Here is a 15,171-nt window from a genome sequence, read left to right as displayed (position 1 = left end):
CGGCCGACCACCGGACCGCCGACCACCGTCAGGCGTCGGTCCGCAACCCCAGCACCGGGTCACCGAAGTCGCCGGTGAGGTGGACCCGACGCCCGATTCGCCGCCCCTCGGCCAGCAACTGCGGCCCCCAGCGGTCCCAGAGCCCGGCCAGCCGGGACGTGATCAGGACGGTGTCCACGGCGGAGTCGGCCAACGGAGTGCGCAACCCGAGAGCATGGGTACGCTGCCGATCGTCGGCGGCCGACCGGCACAGCTCACCGTCCGGTTCGAGCAGGACGGCGTCGGGCATCGTCGCCGGCACCGCCGCTCCGGCGCCCAGTACGGCGATCCGCCCCGGGTCCTCCATCCGCGCCAGCGCGCCGGCCAGTTCGTCGATGACCTGACGGTCGCGGATCTGGTCGAGCCAGCGGGTCAGCCGCTGGTACTCGTCGTCCCATTCCCAGATCAGCTCGTTCTTGATCAGGCCCCAGCCGAGCTCGATCACCGGCTCGGGATGACGGGCCAGGAAGACGTCGATGTTCTCCTGGATCGCCAGCCAGTTCGCTTCCTCGCTGCGCTCGTGCGGGGATTCGACGATCCACGCGTCGCGGGACACGACGAACGACACGCCGTCGCGGTGCAGCCGGTAGGCGACCTCCATGTCCTCCAGGCCCCACTTGCGGAACGCTTCGGCGAAGCCGCCGGCCCGCCAGTAGTCGTCGGCGCGCACGGAGCAGTTCAGGCTGAAGAACAGCGTCCACGGCAGCGCCCGACGGCTGACGTCGAAGTCGCAGGCGGCCATCTCGACATGGCGAATGTCCAGGAAGGCCGGGTTGCGCCGGAACCGCTCGACCACCGCTTCCGGAGGAAGTTCGGCCAGCGCCTCGGCGATGCCCGGCATCGGGTACGGCGGGTTGTAGGCGTAGGCGTAGCCGATGACCGCCCGGTGTGCCTGCGGGTCGGCGTGCAGGGCCAGGTGCTGGCGGAGACAGTCCGGGCCGGGGATCACCCCGGCGTCGAAGAAGACCAGCAGCGGCGACCGGGCCAGCCGGGCCCCGGCGTTGCGCGCCGCCGGTGCCCGGAACCCCTCGTCCGGCTGGTAGTGGTAGGCGACCTGCAGCTTGCCGGCGAACGACTCGACCACCTCGCGGGTGTCGTCGGTGGAGCCGTCGTCGGCGACGATCACGTCGAACTCGTCCGGCGGCAGGGTCTGGCGCGCCAGATTGGCCAAGGTGTGCCGGACATAGGCACTGCGGTTGTAGGTCGGGACGACCACCGAGATCCTCGACCGGGAAACGGGTACGGACACAGCACGTCCTCCATCTTGACGCGGGCGAGCGTGAGCACCGTGGACTAGCGGTGACCTTCGAGCGCGTGATCCGACCGGGCGGCGGGCGACCAGCGACCGAGTTCGTCGAGGATCGACTCGTGCACCGGTTGCCAGGACATCTCCCGGCGGGTCCGCTCGGCCGAGACCGCCTGGTCGTAGCGGAACAGGCCGGCGATGTCGTGAATCTCCGGCGGCGCCTGGTCGACCGGCAGGGACCTGGCCACGCCGCCACCGATCGCCCGGGCGATGTCGTCGACCCGGACGGTCTCGGCGACGGCGTTCCAGGCGGTGCCCGGTGCCGCCCGCTCGGCGACCGCGACGAACAGCCGGGCCAGGTCCTCGACATGCACCGCCGCCCACCGCACGCCTGGCTCACCGAGGAAGATGCCGCAGCCCAGCCGGGCGGTCATCGGTGCCAGCATGTGGTGTACGACGCCGCCGCCGTTGCCGTAGACGAGGCCGGGCCGGATCAACCGGCCACCGTGGGCACGTACGGCGATCTCGCTCGGTGCCCGCCAGGCCACGATCGGGTGGGGCTCGGGCGGGCTGTCCTCGGTGACCTCACCGGGCCCGAGCACGTCGACGCCCGACGTGTACAGCATCGGTGTCCCGGTACCGAGCAGGGCGCGCAACCCGGGCTGCTCGTACCGGTCGTCACGCAACGCGCCCACGTGCACCACCAAGTCGAACCCGTCGACGGCCGCGACCAGCGAAGGCGGGTCGGTGAGGTCACCAGGTACGGCGCGGTAGGCGCGTGGGACCGGACGACCGCCGGGTCGCTGCAACCCGGACACCCGGTGACCGGCGGCGGCGAACGCCGCCGCGACGGCCGAGCCGATGTAGCCGGCGGCCCCGATGACGAGCACTTTCGACCCGGACATGGCGATGTCCCTTCTCCCGACGTATCGGTCGGCGGGCCTACCGCCTGCCCGCCGCCGTAGGTGGCCGCCCACTCACCCCTGCATCGTGGCATCGGCGGGACGAATTCGACGTATTCCAGAAGCAGCAAAGTGAGCAATCTGCGAGATGCGTTCCCCGCCGGTGCCTGCCCATCCTGGCACCGACCCATGTCCTGATCTACCCTGCCTGCCCGGGAGTCGTCATGAGCGAGGCCTTCGTCGTCCGGTACCAGATGCGACCCGAAACGGCCGACCAGAATCAGAAACTGGTCGAGAACGTCTTCGCCGAACTGGCCGTCGCCTGTCCACAAGGGTTGCGGTACGCCGCCTTCCGACTCGCCGACGGTGTCACGTTCGTCCATATCGGTGTCTCTGAGCCGGGTGCCGCCTCGTTGCCGGACTTCGCCGCGTTCCAGGAGTTCCAGCGTGAGTTCGGGACGCGGGCGGCCGGCCCGCCGACGGCCGGAGGTGCCACCGTCATCGGCAGCTACGGGGTCGACTTCGGCTGACGGCCGGGCCCGCCCCGGCCCCGTCCGGCGCTGGTCGTGTGGGGCGCCCGTCCCCGCGCACGACCGCCCTGCGGGGTGCCACAGAAAGGCGCAATCAAAGATGCGCCGGGCATCGCCGAACATCACAGTCGGGTGGGGAACCCGCACCACCGACACCAGACGGAGGAACGATGACCACTACTTCCACCATCCCGGCGCGAGCGGAACTCGTCACGCGTGCCGCGGATCTCGTACCGTTGTTGCGCTCGCGGGCGCAATGGGCGGACGAGAACCGGCGCCTGGCCGACGACGTCGTCGAGGCGATGGCCGACGCCGGCATCTTCCGGATGCGGCTGCCCCGCCGGTTCGGCGGCTACGAGTGTGACGCCCGGACCATGGTCGAGGTCGCGATGCACCTCGGCCGTGGCGATTCGGCGACCGCCTTCACCGTCGCGGTCTGGTGGATCACCTCGTGGAATCTCGGGTTGTTCCCCGACGAGGCGCAGGACGAGGTGTTCTCGACCCCCGACGTACGGGTCTGCGGCACACTGGCCCCGACCGGCACCGCGCAGCCGGTCGACGGTGGCATCCAGGTGACCGGACGGTGGGGTTTCAACAGCGGAGCCGCGCACAGTCAGTGGAAGCTGCTGTCGGCCCTGCTGCCCACCGCCGACGGCGGGATGGAGCCGATCATGGCGGTGGTGCCGGTCGGCGACGTCGAACTCGTCGACGACTGGCAGGTGGGCGGGTTGCGCGGCACGGGCAGCGTCACGGCCCTCGCCCAGGACCTGTTCATTCCCGCACACCGCTACGTCCGGATCGGTCCGCTGCTCGGTCAGCAGTACTACTCCACACTCAACGCCGACCTGCGGCTGTACCGTGCACCGATGATCGCGGCGATCTCGGCGGCGACGGTCGGCAAGATGGTCGGGGTGGCCAAGGGCGCCCTGGAGGGCTTCTTCGAGCGCCTGCCGGGACGGGCGATCACCTACACCAGCTACGACAGCCAGCGTGAGGCACCGTACACCCACCTTCAGGTGGCCGAGGCGAGCTTGAAGATCGACGAGGCGGAGTACCACGCCTACCGGCTCGCCGACATGGTGGATGGCAAGTCCGATGCCGACGAGCCCTGGACGTTGCAGGAACGCGCCTACGCCCGGGTGGCGGTGGGTCGGGTGTGCCAGCTGGCGAAGGAGGCGACCGACATCGTCGCCCTGGCAAGCGGCGGATCCTCCATCTATTCACAGGTGCCGATCCAGCGGTTGCAACGCGATATCCAGGCGATGGCGTTGCACGCGTTGAATCTGCCGAGCAACAACCTCGAACTCTACGGACGAGTGTTGTGCGGACTGGAGCCGAACTCGCCGTTCGTGTAGGCCGGCGGCTGTCGCCGAGGAGGCCGGCGTGGACCTGACGGTCCACGCCGGCCTCCTCGGCGACAGCCTGCTCCGATCAGCGCGGCAGGGCGCGGGCGAACTGCCGCAGGTCCTCGACGAACAGGTCCGGCACCTCCAGGGCCGGGAAATGCCCCCCTCGGTCGTACTCCGCCCAGTGGACGATGTTCGGGAACCCCTGGTCCGCGAACCGCCTGATCGGCTGGGCGGGATCGCGCGGGTAGACCGCCACCCCCAGAGGCACCTGCAGCGGCGGGGGCGGGGGCGGCGGGGTGGGTGCGGTCGGCATCACGTCGGCGTTGTCGAAGTAGAAGTGCGCAGAGGTCGCACCGGTGCCGGTCAGCCAGTAGAGCATCACGTTGGTCAGCAGGGTGTCCCGGTCGACCGCGTCCTCCGGCACCGATGCCGAGTCGGTCCAGTCCTTGAACTTCTCCACGATCCAGGCCAGCTGGCCGACCGGCGAGTCCGTCAAGCTGTACGCGAGGGTCTGCGGCCGGGTGGTCTGCAGTTTCATGTAGCCCGACAGCTCGTTGGCGTAGGTGGTCAGCAACCCCAGCCGCGACAACTCGGTCCCGGACAGGCCGGCGAGGTCGGCCGGGTCTCCGCTCGGCGGGGTGACCAGGAAGTTCACATGAGCGCCGAGGACCTTGTCGGGAAACATGCCGGCGAGGGTCAGGCTGATCCAGGCACCGAGGTCACCGCCCTGCACGACGAAGCGGTCGTAGCCCAGCCGCCGCATCAACTCCGCCCACACCCCCGCCACCCGCGGCAACGTCCACCCCGTACCCGACACCGGACCCGAAAACCCGAACCCCGGAATCGTCGGCACCACCACATCGAACGCCACCCCCGGATCCCCACCGAACCCCCGCGGATCCGCCAACGGACCCACCACCTCCAAAAACTCCACAAACGACCCCGGCCACCCATGCGTCACCACCAACGGCACCGCACCTGGCTCCGGCGACCGCACATGCAAAATATGCACCCGCGCCCCATCAACCTCCGCCACGAACTGCGGAAACTTGTTCAACCGCGCCTCCGCCGCACGCCAGTCGTACCCCGACCGCCAATACCCCACCAAATCCCGCAGATACCCCACCGGCACCCCCCGCTCCCACCCCGTACCCACCGGCTGCACCGGCCACCGCACCCCCGCCAACCGCGCAGCCAGATCATCCAGACTCTCCTGCGGAATCTCGATACGGAACGGCTCCATCACACACTCCTCAATACTTGTCGGAGGCCACGAAAGCCAGAATATCGGCACGGGCCGCCATTCATGGTAGCCACTGACAGATAGCACGGGTAGATGGCCTGAGGAGTCCGGAGGAAACCGAGCAGTCCGGAAGAAAATGTTGACGAAGAACAGCGTTAGCATGATATTCGTTCGAATGCCACCTCCCATCGAGGAGTCAACTCATGGCCCACATTGTCGGCGACCGGGCCGTCGTGCTCGGTGGCAGCATCGCCGGTTGTCTGGCCGCCCGGGTCCTCGCCCCGGCCTACCGTGAGGTCACGGTGATCGACCGGGACCAGTTGACCGAGCGGGACGACCCCCGCCGGGCCGTGCCACAGGGCCATCACATTCACGCGCTCCTGGCCCGTGGCCAGCGGATCCTCGAGGAACTGTTTCCCGGGCTCACCGACGAACTGGTCGGCATTGGCGTGCCGGTGGGAGACTTCGGCACCAGTTTGAGCTGGTACTTCAACGGCGAGATGATCCGGAAGACCGAGACCGGGCTGATCTGTGTGGCGGCCGGGCGCCCCCTGCTGGAGGCCCGGATCCGCCAGCGTGTCAAGGACCTGGGCAACGTCACCTTCCGCGACAGGTGCGACGTCATGCACCTGGCCACCACGACGGACCGCCGCCGGGTCACCGGGGTGCACCTGCGCGACCCCGACGGGCAGGCCGAGGTCCTCGACGCGGACCTGCTGGTCGACGCGACCGGCCGGGGCTCGCGGACCCACCGCTGGCTGGTCGAGCTGGGCTATCCGCAGGTCGCGGAGGAGAAGGTCAAGATGGATCTGACCTACACCACCTGCCACTACCGCCCGCCACTGCCGTTCGACCCGATCGGTGAACAGATCGCGATCATTCCGGTGGCCACCCCACAGATGCCCCGTGGGGCGATCTTCGCCCGTCTGCCGGACCGCTACTCGATATCGCTGACCGGTCTGCTCGGCGACCGCCCACCGACCGACCGGGACGGGCTGCTGGCCTATGTCCGGTCGTTGCCGGTCCCGGAGATCTACCGGGCGCTGCGCGACGCCGAGCCGATGAGCGAGCCGAAGTCGTTCCACTTCCCGGCGAGCGTTCGCCGCCGCTACGAACGCATGGACAGCTTCCCGGAGGGCCTGCTGATGCTCGGGGACGCGGTCTGCACCTTCAACCCGGTCTACGGCCAGGGCATGACGGCCGCCGCGCTACAGGCCCAGATCCTCGGCCGACACCTGCAGCAGGGCGCACCAGCCGCCGACGGCTACTTCCGCGACGTCGCCCGGGCCATCGACGCGCCCTGGGACATGTCGGCCGGGCCGGACCTCGGTTTCGCCGGGGTACAGGGACGGCGGACGCTGAAGGTCCGCATCGGCAACTCGTACGTGCCGCGGCTGCAGGCGGCCGCCGTACACGACCCGGCGCTGTCCGGCGCCTTCCTGCGCGCCGCCGGTCTGGTCGACCCGCTGAGCGCGCTGATGCGGCCCAACATCGTCCGACGGGTCCTGCGGCGGCGGCCCGCCGTCGGGGAGTGAGCCGACTCACCGTCGGTCGGCGAAGAACGCCCGCAGATCCGTGACCAGCAGCTCCGGCTGCTCCAGCGCCGGGAAATGCCCACCGTGGGCGAACTCGGTCCAGCGGGTGATGGTCGGCAACTCGGCCATCGCCTGCCGGCGCACCGGGAGCAGGAAGTCGTGCGGGAACACCGCCACCGCCACCGGCACCTCGGTCGGCCAGGGTGCCACCGGCGGGGCCCCGGCGCGCAACTGCGCGCCGATCTCGTAGTAGAGCGCCGCCGACGACCCGGCCGTACCGGTCAGCCAGTACAGCATCACGTTGGTCAGCAGCGTGTCCCGGTCGACCGCGTCGGGCAGCGCCGACGTCGGGTCGGTCCACTCGCGGAACTTCTCCACGATCCAGGCCAGCTGCCCGACCGGCGAATCGGTCAGGCCGAAGGCCAGGGTGTGCGGCCGGGTCGCCTGCACCTTGACGTAGCCGGCCGGGTCGGTGTGGAACCGGGCCATCGTCGCCAGCCGGCCCCGCTCGGCGTCGCTGAGGTCCGGGTCGGCGGCCGTGTCCACCCCGGTGACCAGGAAGTTGACGTGCACGCCCAGCACCCGCGCCGGGTGCTGGCGGGCGACCTCCAGCGAGATCAACGAGCCGAAGTCGCCACCGTGCAGGGCGTAGCGGTCGTAGCCCAGCCGCCGCATCAACTCCGCCCACACCCCCGCCACCCGCGGCAACGTCCACCCCGTACCCGACACCGGACCCGAAAACCCGAACCCCGGAATCGTCGGCACCACCACATCGAACGCCACCCCCGGATCCCCACCGAACCCCCGCGGATCCGCCAACGGACCCACCACCTCCAAAAACTCCACAAACGACCCCGGCCACCCATGCGTCACCACCAACGGCACCGCACCCGGCTCCGGCGACCGCACATGCAAAAAATGCACCCGCGCCCCATCAACCTCCGCCACGAACTGCGGAAACTTGTTCAACCGCGCCTCCGCCGCACGCCAGTCGTACCCCGACCGCCAATACCCCACCAAATCCCGCAGATACCCCACCGGCACCCCCCGCTCCCACCCCGTACCCACCGGCTGCACCGGCCACCGCACCCCCGCCAACCGCGCAGCCAGATCATCCAGACTCTCCTGCGGAATCTCGATACGGAACGGCTCCATCACACACTCCCCGGTGTTCGCCCGCGTCAATGCCGTAGCAGCCGACGGTACTGGCATCGCCAGGTGCCGCACAGGCCTGCGGGTGGGATGGCAGATCGATTCGGCACGTTGGAAGAAAACACGAGGGTGGACCCGGCCGTACGATCTGAAGCACGTTGTGCAGCCGGTAGCCGACGGGCTGTGGAACTGTTCTCTGCTGCCCGCAGATCATCACGATCCCGCCCCTTATCCCGCTGTTGACGTTCTATTGTTCGTCGAGCTCAGGAGCCCGTCCATGACAGAGCGATGCCCAATTGTTCTCGACACCAGCGGTACGGACATCCATGCCGAAGCCGCGCGCCTGCGGGCACAGGGCCCGATCGCCGCAGTCGAGCTGCCCGGCGGTGTGTCCGCCTGGTCGATCACCAGCTACGAGCTGGCCAAGCAGGTGCTGAGCGACCCACGGTTCCTCAAGGATCCTCGCGAGCACTGGCCAGCGCTGCGCAACGGCGAGATCCCGCCCGGCTGGCCGATGATCACGTGGGTGGTGATGGACAACATGACCACCCATGACGGCGCCGACCACGTGCGACTGCGCAAGCTGATCGCGCGGGGTTTCACCGCCCGTCGGGTCGAGGAGGCCCGGCCGCTCATCGAACGGATCACCCACGACCTGCTCGACAAGATGGCTGCGATACCGCCGGGGACCATCGTCGACCTCAAGAAGGCCTTCGCCTACCCGCTGCCCGCGCAGGTCGTCTGCGAACTGTTCGGCGTGCCCGAGGAGTCACGGGCCGACGCGCTGCGCGGCGGCGAGGTCAACGTCAGTACGTCGATCACACCGGAGGAGGCCGCCGCCAACGTCGACCAGTGGCACCAGGCCATGCAGGACCTGGTGGAACTGCGCCGACGCGAGCCGGGAAACGACCTGACCAGTCTGCTCATCGCCGCCAAGGAGGAGGACGGGTCCCGGCTGACCGACGAGGAGATGGTCGGCACCCTGCACCTCATGCTCGGCGCCGGTTCCGAGACACTGATGAACCTGCTCAGCCACGCCGTGCTGAACCTGGTCACCAACCCGGACCAGTACGAGCTGGTCCGCTCCGGCGCGGTGGACTGGTCCGAGGTGATCGAGGAGACGCTGCGAGCCGAGTCACCGGCGGCGATGCTGCCGTTCCGGTTCGCCGTCGAGGACGTCGAACTCGCGGGCGTGACGGTCCGCAAGGGCGACCCGGTGCTGATCGGTTTCGCCGGTGTCGGCCGCGATCCCGAGGTGCACGGCGAGACCGCCGACAGCTTCGACATCACCCGGGCCGACAAGTCCCACCTCTCCTTCGGGTACGGGGTGCACTACTGCCTCGGCGCGCCGCTGGCCCGGCTGGAGGCGTCGATCGCGCTGCCCGCCCTGTTCGAGCGCTTTCCCGACCTGCGGCTCGCTGTGCCTCGGGAGGAGCTCGCCCCGCAGGGGACCTTCATCATGAACGGCCACCGCGAGCTGCCGGTCCTTCTCACCGCGCCGGTGCCGGCCGCCGCCGGCTGACCGCCCCGGACCCGCCGTGGCGCGGCGCGGCTCACCGACCGGTGAGCCGCGCCGCGCATTCCTGCAGGTAGCGGCGTTCGGCGGCGTTGCCGGTACGCTGCGCCGCCACGAGGTACGCCGACCGTGCTGCGGCCCGGTCGCCGGCCATTTCCAACAGGTGGGCCCGAACCGCGTCGATCCGGTGGTTGGCGGTCATCCGCCGGTCCGCCTCCACAGCGGCCAGTACGTCGAGGCCGGCCTGTGGGCCGCGTACCATCGCCACCGCGATCGCCTGGTTGAGCCGGACCACCGGGTTCGGCCAGATGGCCACGAGCAGCTGGTAGAGCAGCACGATCTGCCGCCAGTCGGTGTCCTGCGACCGGGCCGCGTCCGCGTGCACCGCAGCGATCGCCGCCTGCAGCTGGTAGGGGCCGATCGGCGCGGTCGACAGGACCCGGGTGACGATCCGGCGCCCTCGGGTCAGGTACTCCTGGTTCCATCGGCTGCGGTCCTGGTCGGCCAGGGGCACCAGGACCCCGTCGGGACCGGTCCGGGCCGGTCGCCGAGCCTCGGTCAGCAGCATCAGCGCCAGCAGTCCGGCGACTTCTCCATCGTCGGGGAGTCTGCGGTACAGCTCCTCGGTGAGCCGCATCGCCTCCCGGGTCAGCAGCGCGGGCTGCGGATCGTCCTCGGTGGCCAACGAGTAGCCCTCGTTGAAGACCAGGTACAGCACGTGCAGGACGGCGCCGAGACGCTGCGCCCACTCGTGCCGCGGGGGCAGGCTGAAACTGACCTCGTCGGCCTTCATCCGCTGCTTGGCACGGCTGATGCGCTGCGCCATCGTGGCCTCCGGGACCAGGAAGGCCCGGGCGATCTGCGCGGTCGACAGCCCACCGACGGCCCGCAGCGTCAGCGCTATCTGGGACGCGGTGGACAACTGCGGATGGCAGCACAGGAACAGCAGTAGCAGGGTGTCGTCGCGGTCGACCCGGTCGGATACGTCCGGACTGGACACGACGAGATCCTCCGGCCGGGTCAGTACGGCGACCGTCGTCTCACGGCGCTGGCGGGACACCTCGCTGCGGTGGGCGTCGATGAGCCGTCTGGTCGCGACGGTCAACAGCCAGCTCATCGGGTTGTCGGGCAGGCCCTGCTCGGGCCACTGCACGGCGGCGGCGAGCAGTGCCTCCTGGACCGCGTCCTCGCAGGAGTCGAAGTTGCCGTGACGGTGGACCAGGATCCTGATCAGTGGGGGCACGAGCCGGCGGAGCAGTTGCTCCATCTCCGCCGGAGCGTTCACAGCAGGTGGTCCGCGAACTCCAGGACCGGCCGGACCTCGACCGCACCGTGGCGGGTGTCCGGGAACCGGGCGGCGATCTCGGCGGCCCGGTCCCCGCTGGCACAGTCGAGCAGGAAGTAGCCGGCGAGGTGCTCCTTGGCGTCGATGAAGGGACCGTCGGTGGCGGTCAGGACACCGTCGCGGTTCCGCAGGGTCCGGGCGCTGGCCGGATCGCCCAGGGCGCCGGAGCCGACCAGCTCACCGGACTCGGCGATCTCGGTGAGCAGGGCGGAGAACTCCGCCAGCTGGGCGTCCCGCTCGTCCGGGGCGAGGGTCTCCTGCTGATGCAGGAACATCGGGTGCTCCCAGTTGACCGGGTTACTGTAGATCAGCACCAGGTACTTCACACTCACTCCTCGCTTGACGGTCGCCGCTGCCGATGATAGTCCCACCAGCCTGGCACGACGGCCCGACGACTTCCGGCGGAATGCTCGCCTGACCGCTGCGGCCCGGTCCACCGACACCCACCTTCGCGCCCGCGTGGCGTCCAGCCGGCGCGCCCGTCGTGGTGTCACCCTGACCACACCACCGTCGACGCGGGACCTTCGGCCCTGACGTGCGACGTTGCGCGTCTGTTGCGTGTGCAGGAGTCCCGTCGACGTAGCGACAAGGAGCAGGTGTGCTGTCGGAGTCCTCAGCCGCGGTGGTCACCGCGACGCTGCCCGCCGTCCAGGCCAACGGTACGGCCATCACCACCCGGTTCTACCAGCGGATGTTCGGTGCCCACCCGGAACTGTTGCAGCTGTTCAACCGGGGCAACCAGGCCACCGGCGCGCAACAGGCCGCCCTCGCCACCGCGGTCGCCGCCTACGCCGGGCACCTCACCGGCGACAGTGCCGTGCCCTGGGGTCCGGTGCTGGACCGGATCGCCCACAAGCACGCCTCGCTCGGCATCACCGCCACCCAGTACCCGATCGTCGGACGACATCTGCTCGCGGCCGTCGGCGAGGTCCTCGGTGACGCCGTCACTGCAGAGGTCGCCGTCGCCTGGAACGAGGTGTACTGGCTGCTGGCCTGCGAACTGATCGCCCGCGAGGCCCGGCTGTACACGGTGGCGGGCATCGCCGAGGACGCGCCCGTCTGGCGCGACTGGCGGGTCGCGCAGGTGGTGCCCGAGACCGCCGACGTGGTGTCGTTACGGCTCGTACCGGCGGACGACGACCCGGTGCCCGCCTTCGTTCCCGGGCAGTACGTGTCGGTCGCCGTCGACCTCGACGGCGACCGGGGGCAGCAGATCCGCCAGTACAGCCTCTCCGGCCGCCCCGGCACTGCCGACCTGCGGATCACCGTCAAACGGATCCGGGCGACCGGTGACACACCGGACGGGATGGTGTCGACGTACCTGCACGACCGGGTCCGGGTCGGCGACACGCTGCGGCTGAGCCCACCGTTCGGCGAGGTCAGCGCGGTCGGTGCCGACGGGGAGCCGCTGCTGCTGGTCAGCGCCGGCATCGGGGTGACCCCGGCGATGTCGGCGTTGGAGCACCTGTCGGTGGCCGACCCCAAGCGGGAGGTGGTGCTGGTGCACGCCGACCGGCGGGTCGCCGCCCATGCCCGGCGCGGCGAGCTTTCCCATCTGCGGGAGCAGCTGCCGAACCTGTCGGTGCGCCTGTGGTACGAGGACCCGGCCGGCGGCCCGGTGCCGGAATTCGGTGCCGAAGTTTCCGCCGGACGGGTGGATCCGGCCCGGATTCCGCTGCCGGCCGGGGCCTACGTGCACCTGTGCGGGCCGCTGCCGTTCATGAACCGGATCCGCAGTGGGCTGCTGCGTCGGGGCGTGTCCAGCGACCGGATCGCCTACGAGGTGTTCGGCCCGGGGATGCTACGCGGCTGACGGCCAGCGTGCCGGCCGTGCGCGGCGGCACGGGCCAGGCGCAGCTGTTGCTCGGCGACGGTGGTCAGGCAGGACGGCGACATGGGACACCTTCCGGGTGATCGATGTGGTCGCGACGCTCCGGTCACGGCACGACCATGTGATGGCGACGGTCCGGTCACGACACGACCGGTACGACGACGAGAATCAGCACCGAGCAGACGATCTCGACGACGCCGACCTGCGCGGGCCGCAGCCGCCAGGACGGCAGCAGCCAGGCGCGGATCAGCAGGACCAGGAAAACCGGGATGAGCCGCGCGTCGATCCACCCGGCCGCGGCGAGCGCGGCGAGATGGTAGCCGACCGACAGGTGTCGGTACCGGGCGTCGTCCCGGTTGCGGATCATGGTCTTGACGAACAGGACCGTCCCGGTCAGGTACAGCAGCAGGGCCACGAAGGCGGGCAGGACCCGGACCGGTGGTACGGCGGCGACGGTGGCCACCACGAGGACCAGCAGGCAGCTCTGCAGCACCGAGGCGAGATCGTTGGCCAGGGCGCGTTCGGCGCGACGGCCGGCATAGGCGCCGTTGACCAGCAGCAGGGCGGCGTAGACCGGGGCGTACCAGAGCACCGCCGGCCGGGCGACCAGCACCGTCGCCGCCAGTGGCACGGTGATCAGGGCGTACAGCCGGATCTGGGCGGCGAACCGACGTGGCCGGCGCTCTTGACGGCCTGCAGGACGTAGTAGGAGGTCAGTTGACATCCTCTCCGCCCTGGAGGACGGAGATTCCCTCCACGCTGCGCGTGGAACACGCAGCGTCCGGGTGGGTTACCGCTTCACTGCGCGCCGCCGGGACAAGTCCCGGTCTTACGTGCGCTCGACGGTCGTTGAAGTCCGCCTGTCCGGCGGCCTTGATGTTGATGGCGGCGTTGATGTCCCGGTCGTGGTGACTGCCACACGGGCAGTCCCACTCCCGGACGTGCAACGCGATCTTCTCGTTGATCCGGCCGCAGTCGCAGCACATCCGGGTGGACGGGAGCCACCGGTCCACCCGGGCGAACACGCGCCCGTACCGCTGCGCCTTGTACTCCAGCATGCCGGTGAAGGCGGCCCAGCCCGCATCGTGCACGGACTTCGCCAGCCGAGTCCGGCCGAGACCAACAACGCACAGGTCCTCGACGTACACCGCTTGGTTGTCGCGGATGATCGCCGTGGACAGCTTGTGCTGCCAGTCCCGCCGGGCGTCGGCTACCCACGCGTGAGCGCGGGCCACCTCGATCACGGCTTTCCTGCGGCGGTTGCTGCCCCGCTGCTTGCGTGAGAGTGCCTGCTGCAACCGCTTGAGCTTGCGGGCCGCGCGGCGCAGGAACTTCGGTGCGGTCACCTTCGTGCCGTCGGACATGACCGCGAAGTGGGTCAGGCCCAGATCGATGCCGATCTCGGAGTCGACCGGCGGCAGCGTCTCGTCCTCGCCGATGGTCACGACGAACGAGGCGAAGTACCGGCCTGCCGTGTCCTTGACCACGGTGACCGAGGTGGGATCCGACGGCAGGCCGCGCGACCAGCGCACCGCGACGTCGCCGATCTTCGGCAGCCGCAGGCGGCCGTTGTCACAGACCTTGAACCGGGAGTTCTGCGTGAACCGGATCGCCTGCCGGTTGTCCTTACGGGACCGGTACCGGGGCGGGGCCACCGTGCGGCCCCGGCGTTCGCCGGACAGCGAGTTGAAGAAGTTGCGGTACGCGGTGTTCAGATCGGCGAGGGCCTGCTGCAACACCACGGCCGACACCTCACCCAGCCAGCTGCGGCTTTCGGTGGCCTTGGCCGCTGTGATGACCAACTTCGACAGGTCGCCGTCGGAGATGTACTTCTCGCCCGCCTCGCGGGCCTGCTGACGCAGCCTGAGTCCGTCGTTGAAAACCACCCGGGCACACCCGAACGCCTGCGCCAGCGCGGTGCGCTGGGCGGTGTCCGGGGTGATCCGGTAGTTGTAACGGAGCTGCACGGCCATCACCGTATCATGTTGGTCTATGGTCGAATCGCAAGGCATCCGCACCGGCAGGCACTGCACTTTCGCGATGCATGTCCACTTGGTTTTCGTAACGAAGTTCCGGCACAACGTGTTCGCCGACCGGCACCTGACCCGGATGGAGGCGATCATGCGAGACGTGTGCGCCGACTTCGAGGCCGAACTGGTCGAGTTCAACGGCGGCCACAACCACGTCCACCTGCTGGTCAACTTCCCGCCCAAGGTCGCCGTGGCCAGGCTGGTCAACAGCCTCAAAGGGGTCTCCTCGCGCCGCCTCCGGCAGGAGTTCCCCGACCTGGCGCCCCACTACTACCGGGCCAACAAACTCTGGTCCGGCTCGTACTTCGCCGGCTCTGTCGGCGGCGCACCGTCGAGCGTCATCAAGCAGTACATCGACCAGCAGAACCGTCCCGGTCAAGACACTGCTCGGGCCCGGCGGCCCGCCCAGTACAGGCCTTCACCCCCGACCTGAAGGCCGGAACACTCGCCCGC

At 69.7% G+C, this 15,171-nt stretch carries 13 protein-coding genes and 1 pseudogene; 6 read left to right on the top strand and 8 right to left on the bottom strand.

Features of this window, described 5'->3' with window-relative positions; genetic code table 11:
- Nucleotides 1–28: 28 nt before the first annotated feature.
- Together ACN28F_RS30650 and ACN28F_RS30645 are read right to left on the bottom strand one after the other, a co-directional pair.
- Nucleotides 29–1,288, bottom strand: coding sequence for a glycosyltransferase (locus ACN28F_RS30650; protein WP_421360962.1), 1,260 nt, complete (start codon nt 1,286–1,288; stop codon nt 29–31).
- Between the two features lie 44 nt (nt 1,289–1,332).
- Nucleotides 1,333–2,190 carry an NAD-dependent epimerase/dehydratase family protein gene (locus ACN28F_RS30645; RefSeq protein ID WP_289205912.1) on the bottom strand — a complete coding sequence of 286 codons (858 nt, stop codon included), beginning with the start codon at nt 2,188–2,190 and terminating at the stop codon, nt 1,333–1,335.
- Nucleotides 2,191–2,411: 221 nt separating this feature from the next.
- Here ACN28F_RS30645 and ACN28F_RS30640 point away from each other — a divergent pair, with 221 nt between their 5' ends.
- On the top strand, nt 2,412–2,717 hold the full coding sequence (locus tag ACN28F_RS30640) for a hypothetical protein (protein ID WP_289205911.1): 306 nt from the start codon (nt 2,412–2,414) through the stop codon (nt 2,715–2,717).
- Nucleotides 2,718–2,887: 170 nt separating this feature from the next.
- Nucleotides 2,888–4,072, top strand: coding sequence for an acyl-CoA dehydrogenase family protein (locus ACN28F_RS30635; protein WP_289205910.1), 1,185 nt, complete (start codon nt 2,888–2,890; stop codon nt 4,070–4,072).
- A 76-nt stretch (nt 4,073–4,148) separates the two neighbouring features.
- Here ACN28F_RS30635 and ACN28F_RS30630 read toward each other — a convergent pair whose 3' ends face one another.
- On the bottom strand, nt 4,149–5,309 hold the full coding sequence (locus tag ACN28F_RS30630; RefSeq protein ID WP_421360960.1) for an epoxide hydrolase family protein: 1,161 nt from the start codon (nt 5,307–5,309) through the stop codon (nt 4,149–4,151).
- Between the two features lie 203 nt (nt 5,310–5,512).
- Between ACN28F_RS30630 and ACN28F_RS30625 the strand changes: the two genes are divergently transcribed.
- A complete protein-coding gene (locus tag ACN28F_RS30625) occupies nt 5,513–6,844 on the top strand; it encodes an FAD-dependent oxidoreductase (RefSeq protein WP_421360958.1) in 1,332 nt (443 codons plus the stop codon).
- Between the two features lie 6 nt (nt 6,845–6,850).
- On the opposite strand, the gene ACN28F_RS30620 is transcribed toward ACN28F_RS30625, so the two are convergent.
- Nucleotides 6,851–7,999 carry an epoxide hydrolase family protein gene (locus ACN28F_RS30620; RefSeq protein WP_421360956.1) on the bottom strand — a complete coding sequence of 383 codons (1,149 nt, stop codon included), beginning with the start codon at nt 7,997–7,999 and terminating at the stop codon, nt 6,851–6,853.
- 274 nt (nt 8,000–8,273) lie between these two features.
- Between ACN28F_RS30620 and ACN28F_RS30615 the strand changes: the two genes are divergently transcribed.
- A complete protein-coding gene (locus ACN28F_RS30615; protein WP_289205906.1) occupies nt 8,274–9,518 on the top strand; it encodes a cytochrome P450 family protein in 1,245 nt (414 codons plus the stop codon).
- 31 nt (nt 9,519–9,549) lie between these two features.
- Here the strand turns inward: ACN28F_RS30615 and ACN28F_RS30610 are convergent, their stop codons facing one another.
- Together ACN28F_RS30610 and ACN28F_RS30605 are read right to left on the bottom strand one after the other, a co-directional pair.
- On the bottom strand, nt 9,550–10,779 hold the full coding sequence (locus ACN28F_RS30610; protein WP_289210952.1) for an RNA polymerase sigma factor: 1,230 nt from the start codon (nt 10,777–10,779) through the stop codon (nt 9,550–9,552).
- Between the two features lie 14 nt (nt 10,780–10,793).
- Nucleotides 10,794–11,183, bottom strand: a complete 390-nt coding sequence (locus tag ACN28F_RS30605; RefSeq protein ID WP_289205905.1) for a YciI family protein — start codon at nt 11,181–11,183, stop codon at nt 10,794–10,796.
- Nucleotides 11,184–11,455: 272 nt separating this feature from the next.
- Between ACN28F_RS30605 and ACN28F_RS30600 the strand changes: the two genes are divergently transcribed.
- A complete protein-coding gene (locus ACN28F_RS30600; protein WP_289205904.1) occupies nt 11,456–12,670 on the top strand; it encodes a globin domain-containing protein in 1,215 nt (404 codons plus the stop codon).
- A 157-nt stretch (nt 12,671–12,827) separates the two neighbouring features.
- On the opposite strand, the pseudogene ACN28F_RS30595 reads toward ACN28F_RS30600, so the two are convergent.
- Nucleotides 12,828–13,405: pseudogene (locus ACN28F_RS30595) on the bottom strand (YwiC-like family protein); the annotation flags it as partial.
- Nucleotides 13,402–14,769: an RNA-guided endonuclease InsQ/TnpB family protein gene (locus ACN28F_RS30590; RefSeq protein ID WP_421360953.1), complete on the bottom strand. Its 1,368-nt coding sequence runs from the start codon at nt 14,767–14,769 to the stop codon at nt 13,402–13,404. The pseudogene ACN28F_RS30595 and the gene ACN28F_RS30590, both read right to left, overlap by 4 nt.
- Between ACN28F_RS30590 and tnpA the strand changes: the two genes are divergently transcribed.
- Nucleotides 14,681–15,151, top strand: a complete 471-nt coding sequence (tnpA, locus tag ACN28F_RS30585) for an IS200/IS605 family transposase (protein WP_289205902.1) — start codon at nt 14,681–14,683, stop codon at nt 15,149–15,151. The two genes, ACN28F_RS30590 and tnpA, sit on opposite strands and share 89 nt — an antisense overlap.
- Nucleotides 15,152–15,171 lie beyond the last annotated feature (20 nt).

It is taken from the genome of Solwaraspora sp. WMMA2101 (genome assembly GCF_049179175.1).
Taxonomy (GTDB): Bacteria; Actinomycetota; Actinomycetes; order Mycobacteriales; family Micromonosporaceae; genus Micromonospora_E.
The sequence above is the reverse complement of the archived record's forward strand: the minus strand, read 5'-3'. Positions and strand labels throughout refer to the sequence as shown.

Excerpts from the sequence above, each read along its gene's own strand:
- ACN28F_RS30645 (WP_289205912.1), bottom strand. The coding sequence starts at position 2,190 with ATGTCCGGGTCGAAAGTGCTCGTCATCGGGGCCGCCGGCTACATCGGC.
- ACN28F_RS30640 (WP_289205911.1), top strand. The coding sequence starts at position 2,412 with ATGAGCGAGGCCTTCGTCGTCCGGTACCAGATGCGACCCGAAACGGCC.
- ACN28F_RS30635 (WP_289205910.1), top strand. The coding sequence starts at position 2,888 with ATGACCACTACTTCCACCATCCCGGCGCGAGCGGAACTCGTCACGCGT.
- ACN28F_RS30630 (WP_421360960.1), bottom strand. The coding sequence starts at position 5,309 with ATGGAGCCGTTCCGTATCGAGATTCCGCAGGAGAGTCTGGATGATCTG.
- ACN28F_RS30625 (WP_421360958.1), top strand. The coding sequence starts at position 5,513 with ATGGCCCACATTGTCGGCGACCGGGCCGTCGTGCTCGGTGGCAGCATC.
- ACN28F_RS30620 (WP_421360956.1), bottom strand. The coding sequence starts at position 7,999 with ATGGAGCCGTTCCGTATCGAGATTCCGCAGGAGAGTCTGGATGATCTG.
- ACN28F_RS30615 (WP_289205906.1), top strand. The coding sequence starts at position 8,274 with ATGACAGAGCGATGCCCAATTGTTCTCGACACCAGCGGTACGGACATC.
- ACN28F_RS30610 (WP_289210952.1), bottom strand. The coding sequence starts at position 10,779 with ATGGAGCAACTGCTCCGCCGGCTCGTGCCCCCACTGATCAGGATCCTG.
- tnpA (WP_289205902.1), top strand. The coding sequence starts at position 14,681 with ATGGTCGAATCGCAAGGCATCCGCACCGGCAGGCACTGCACTTTCGCG.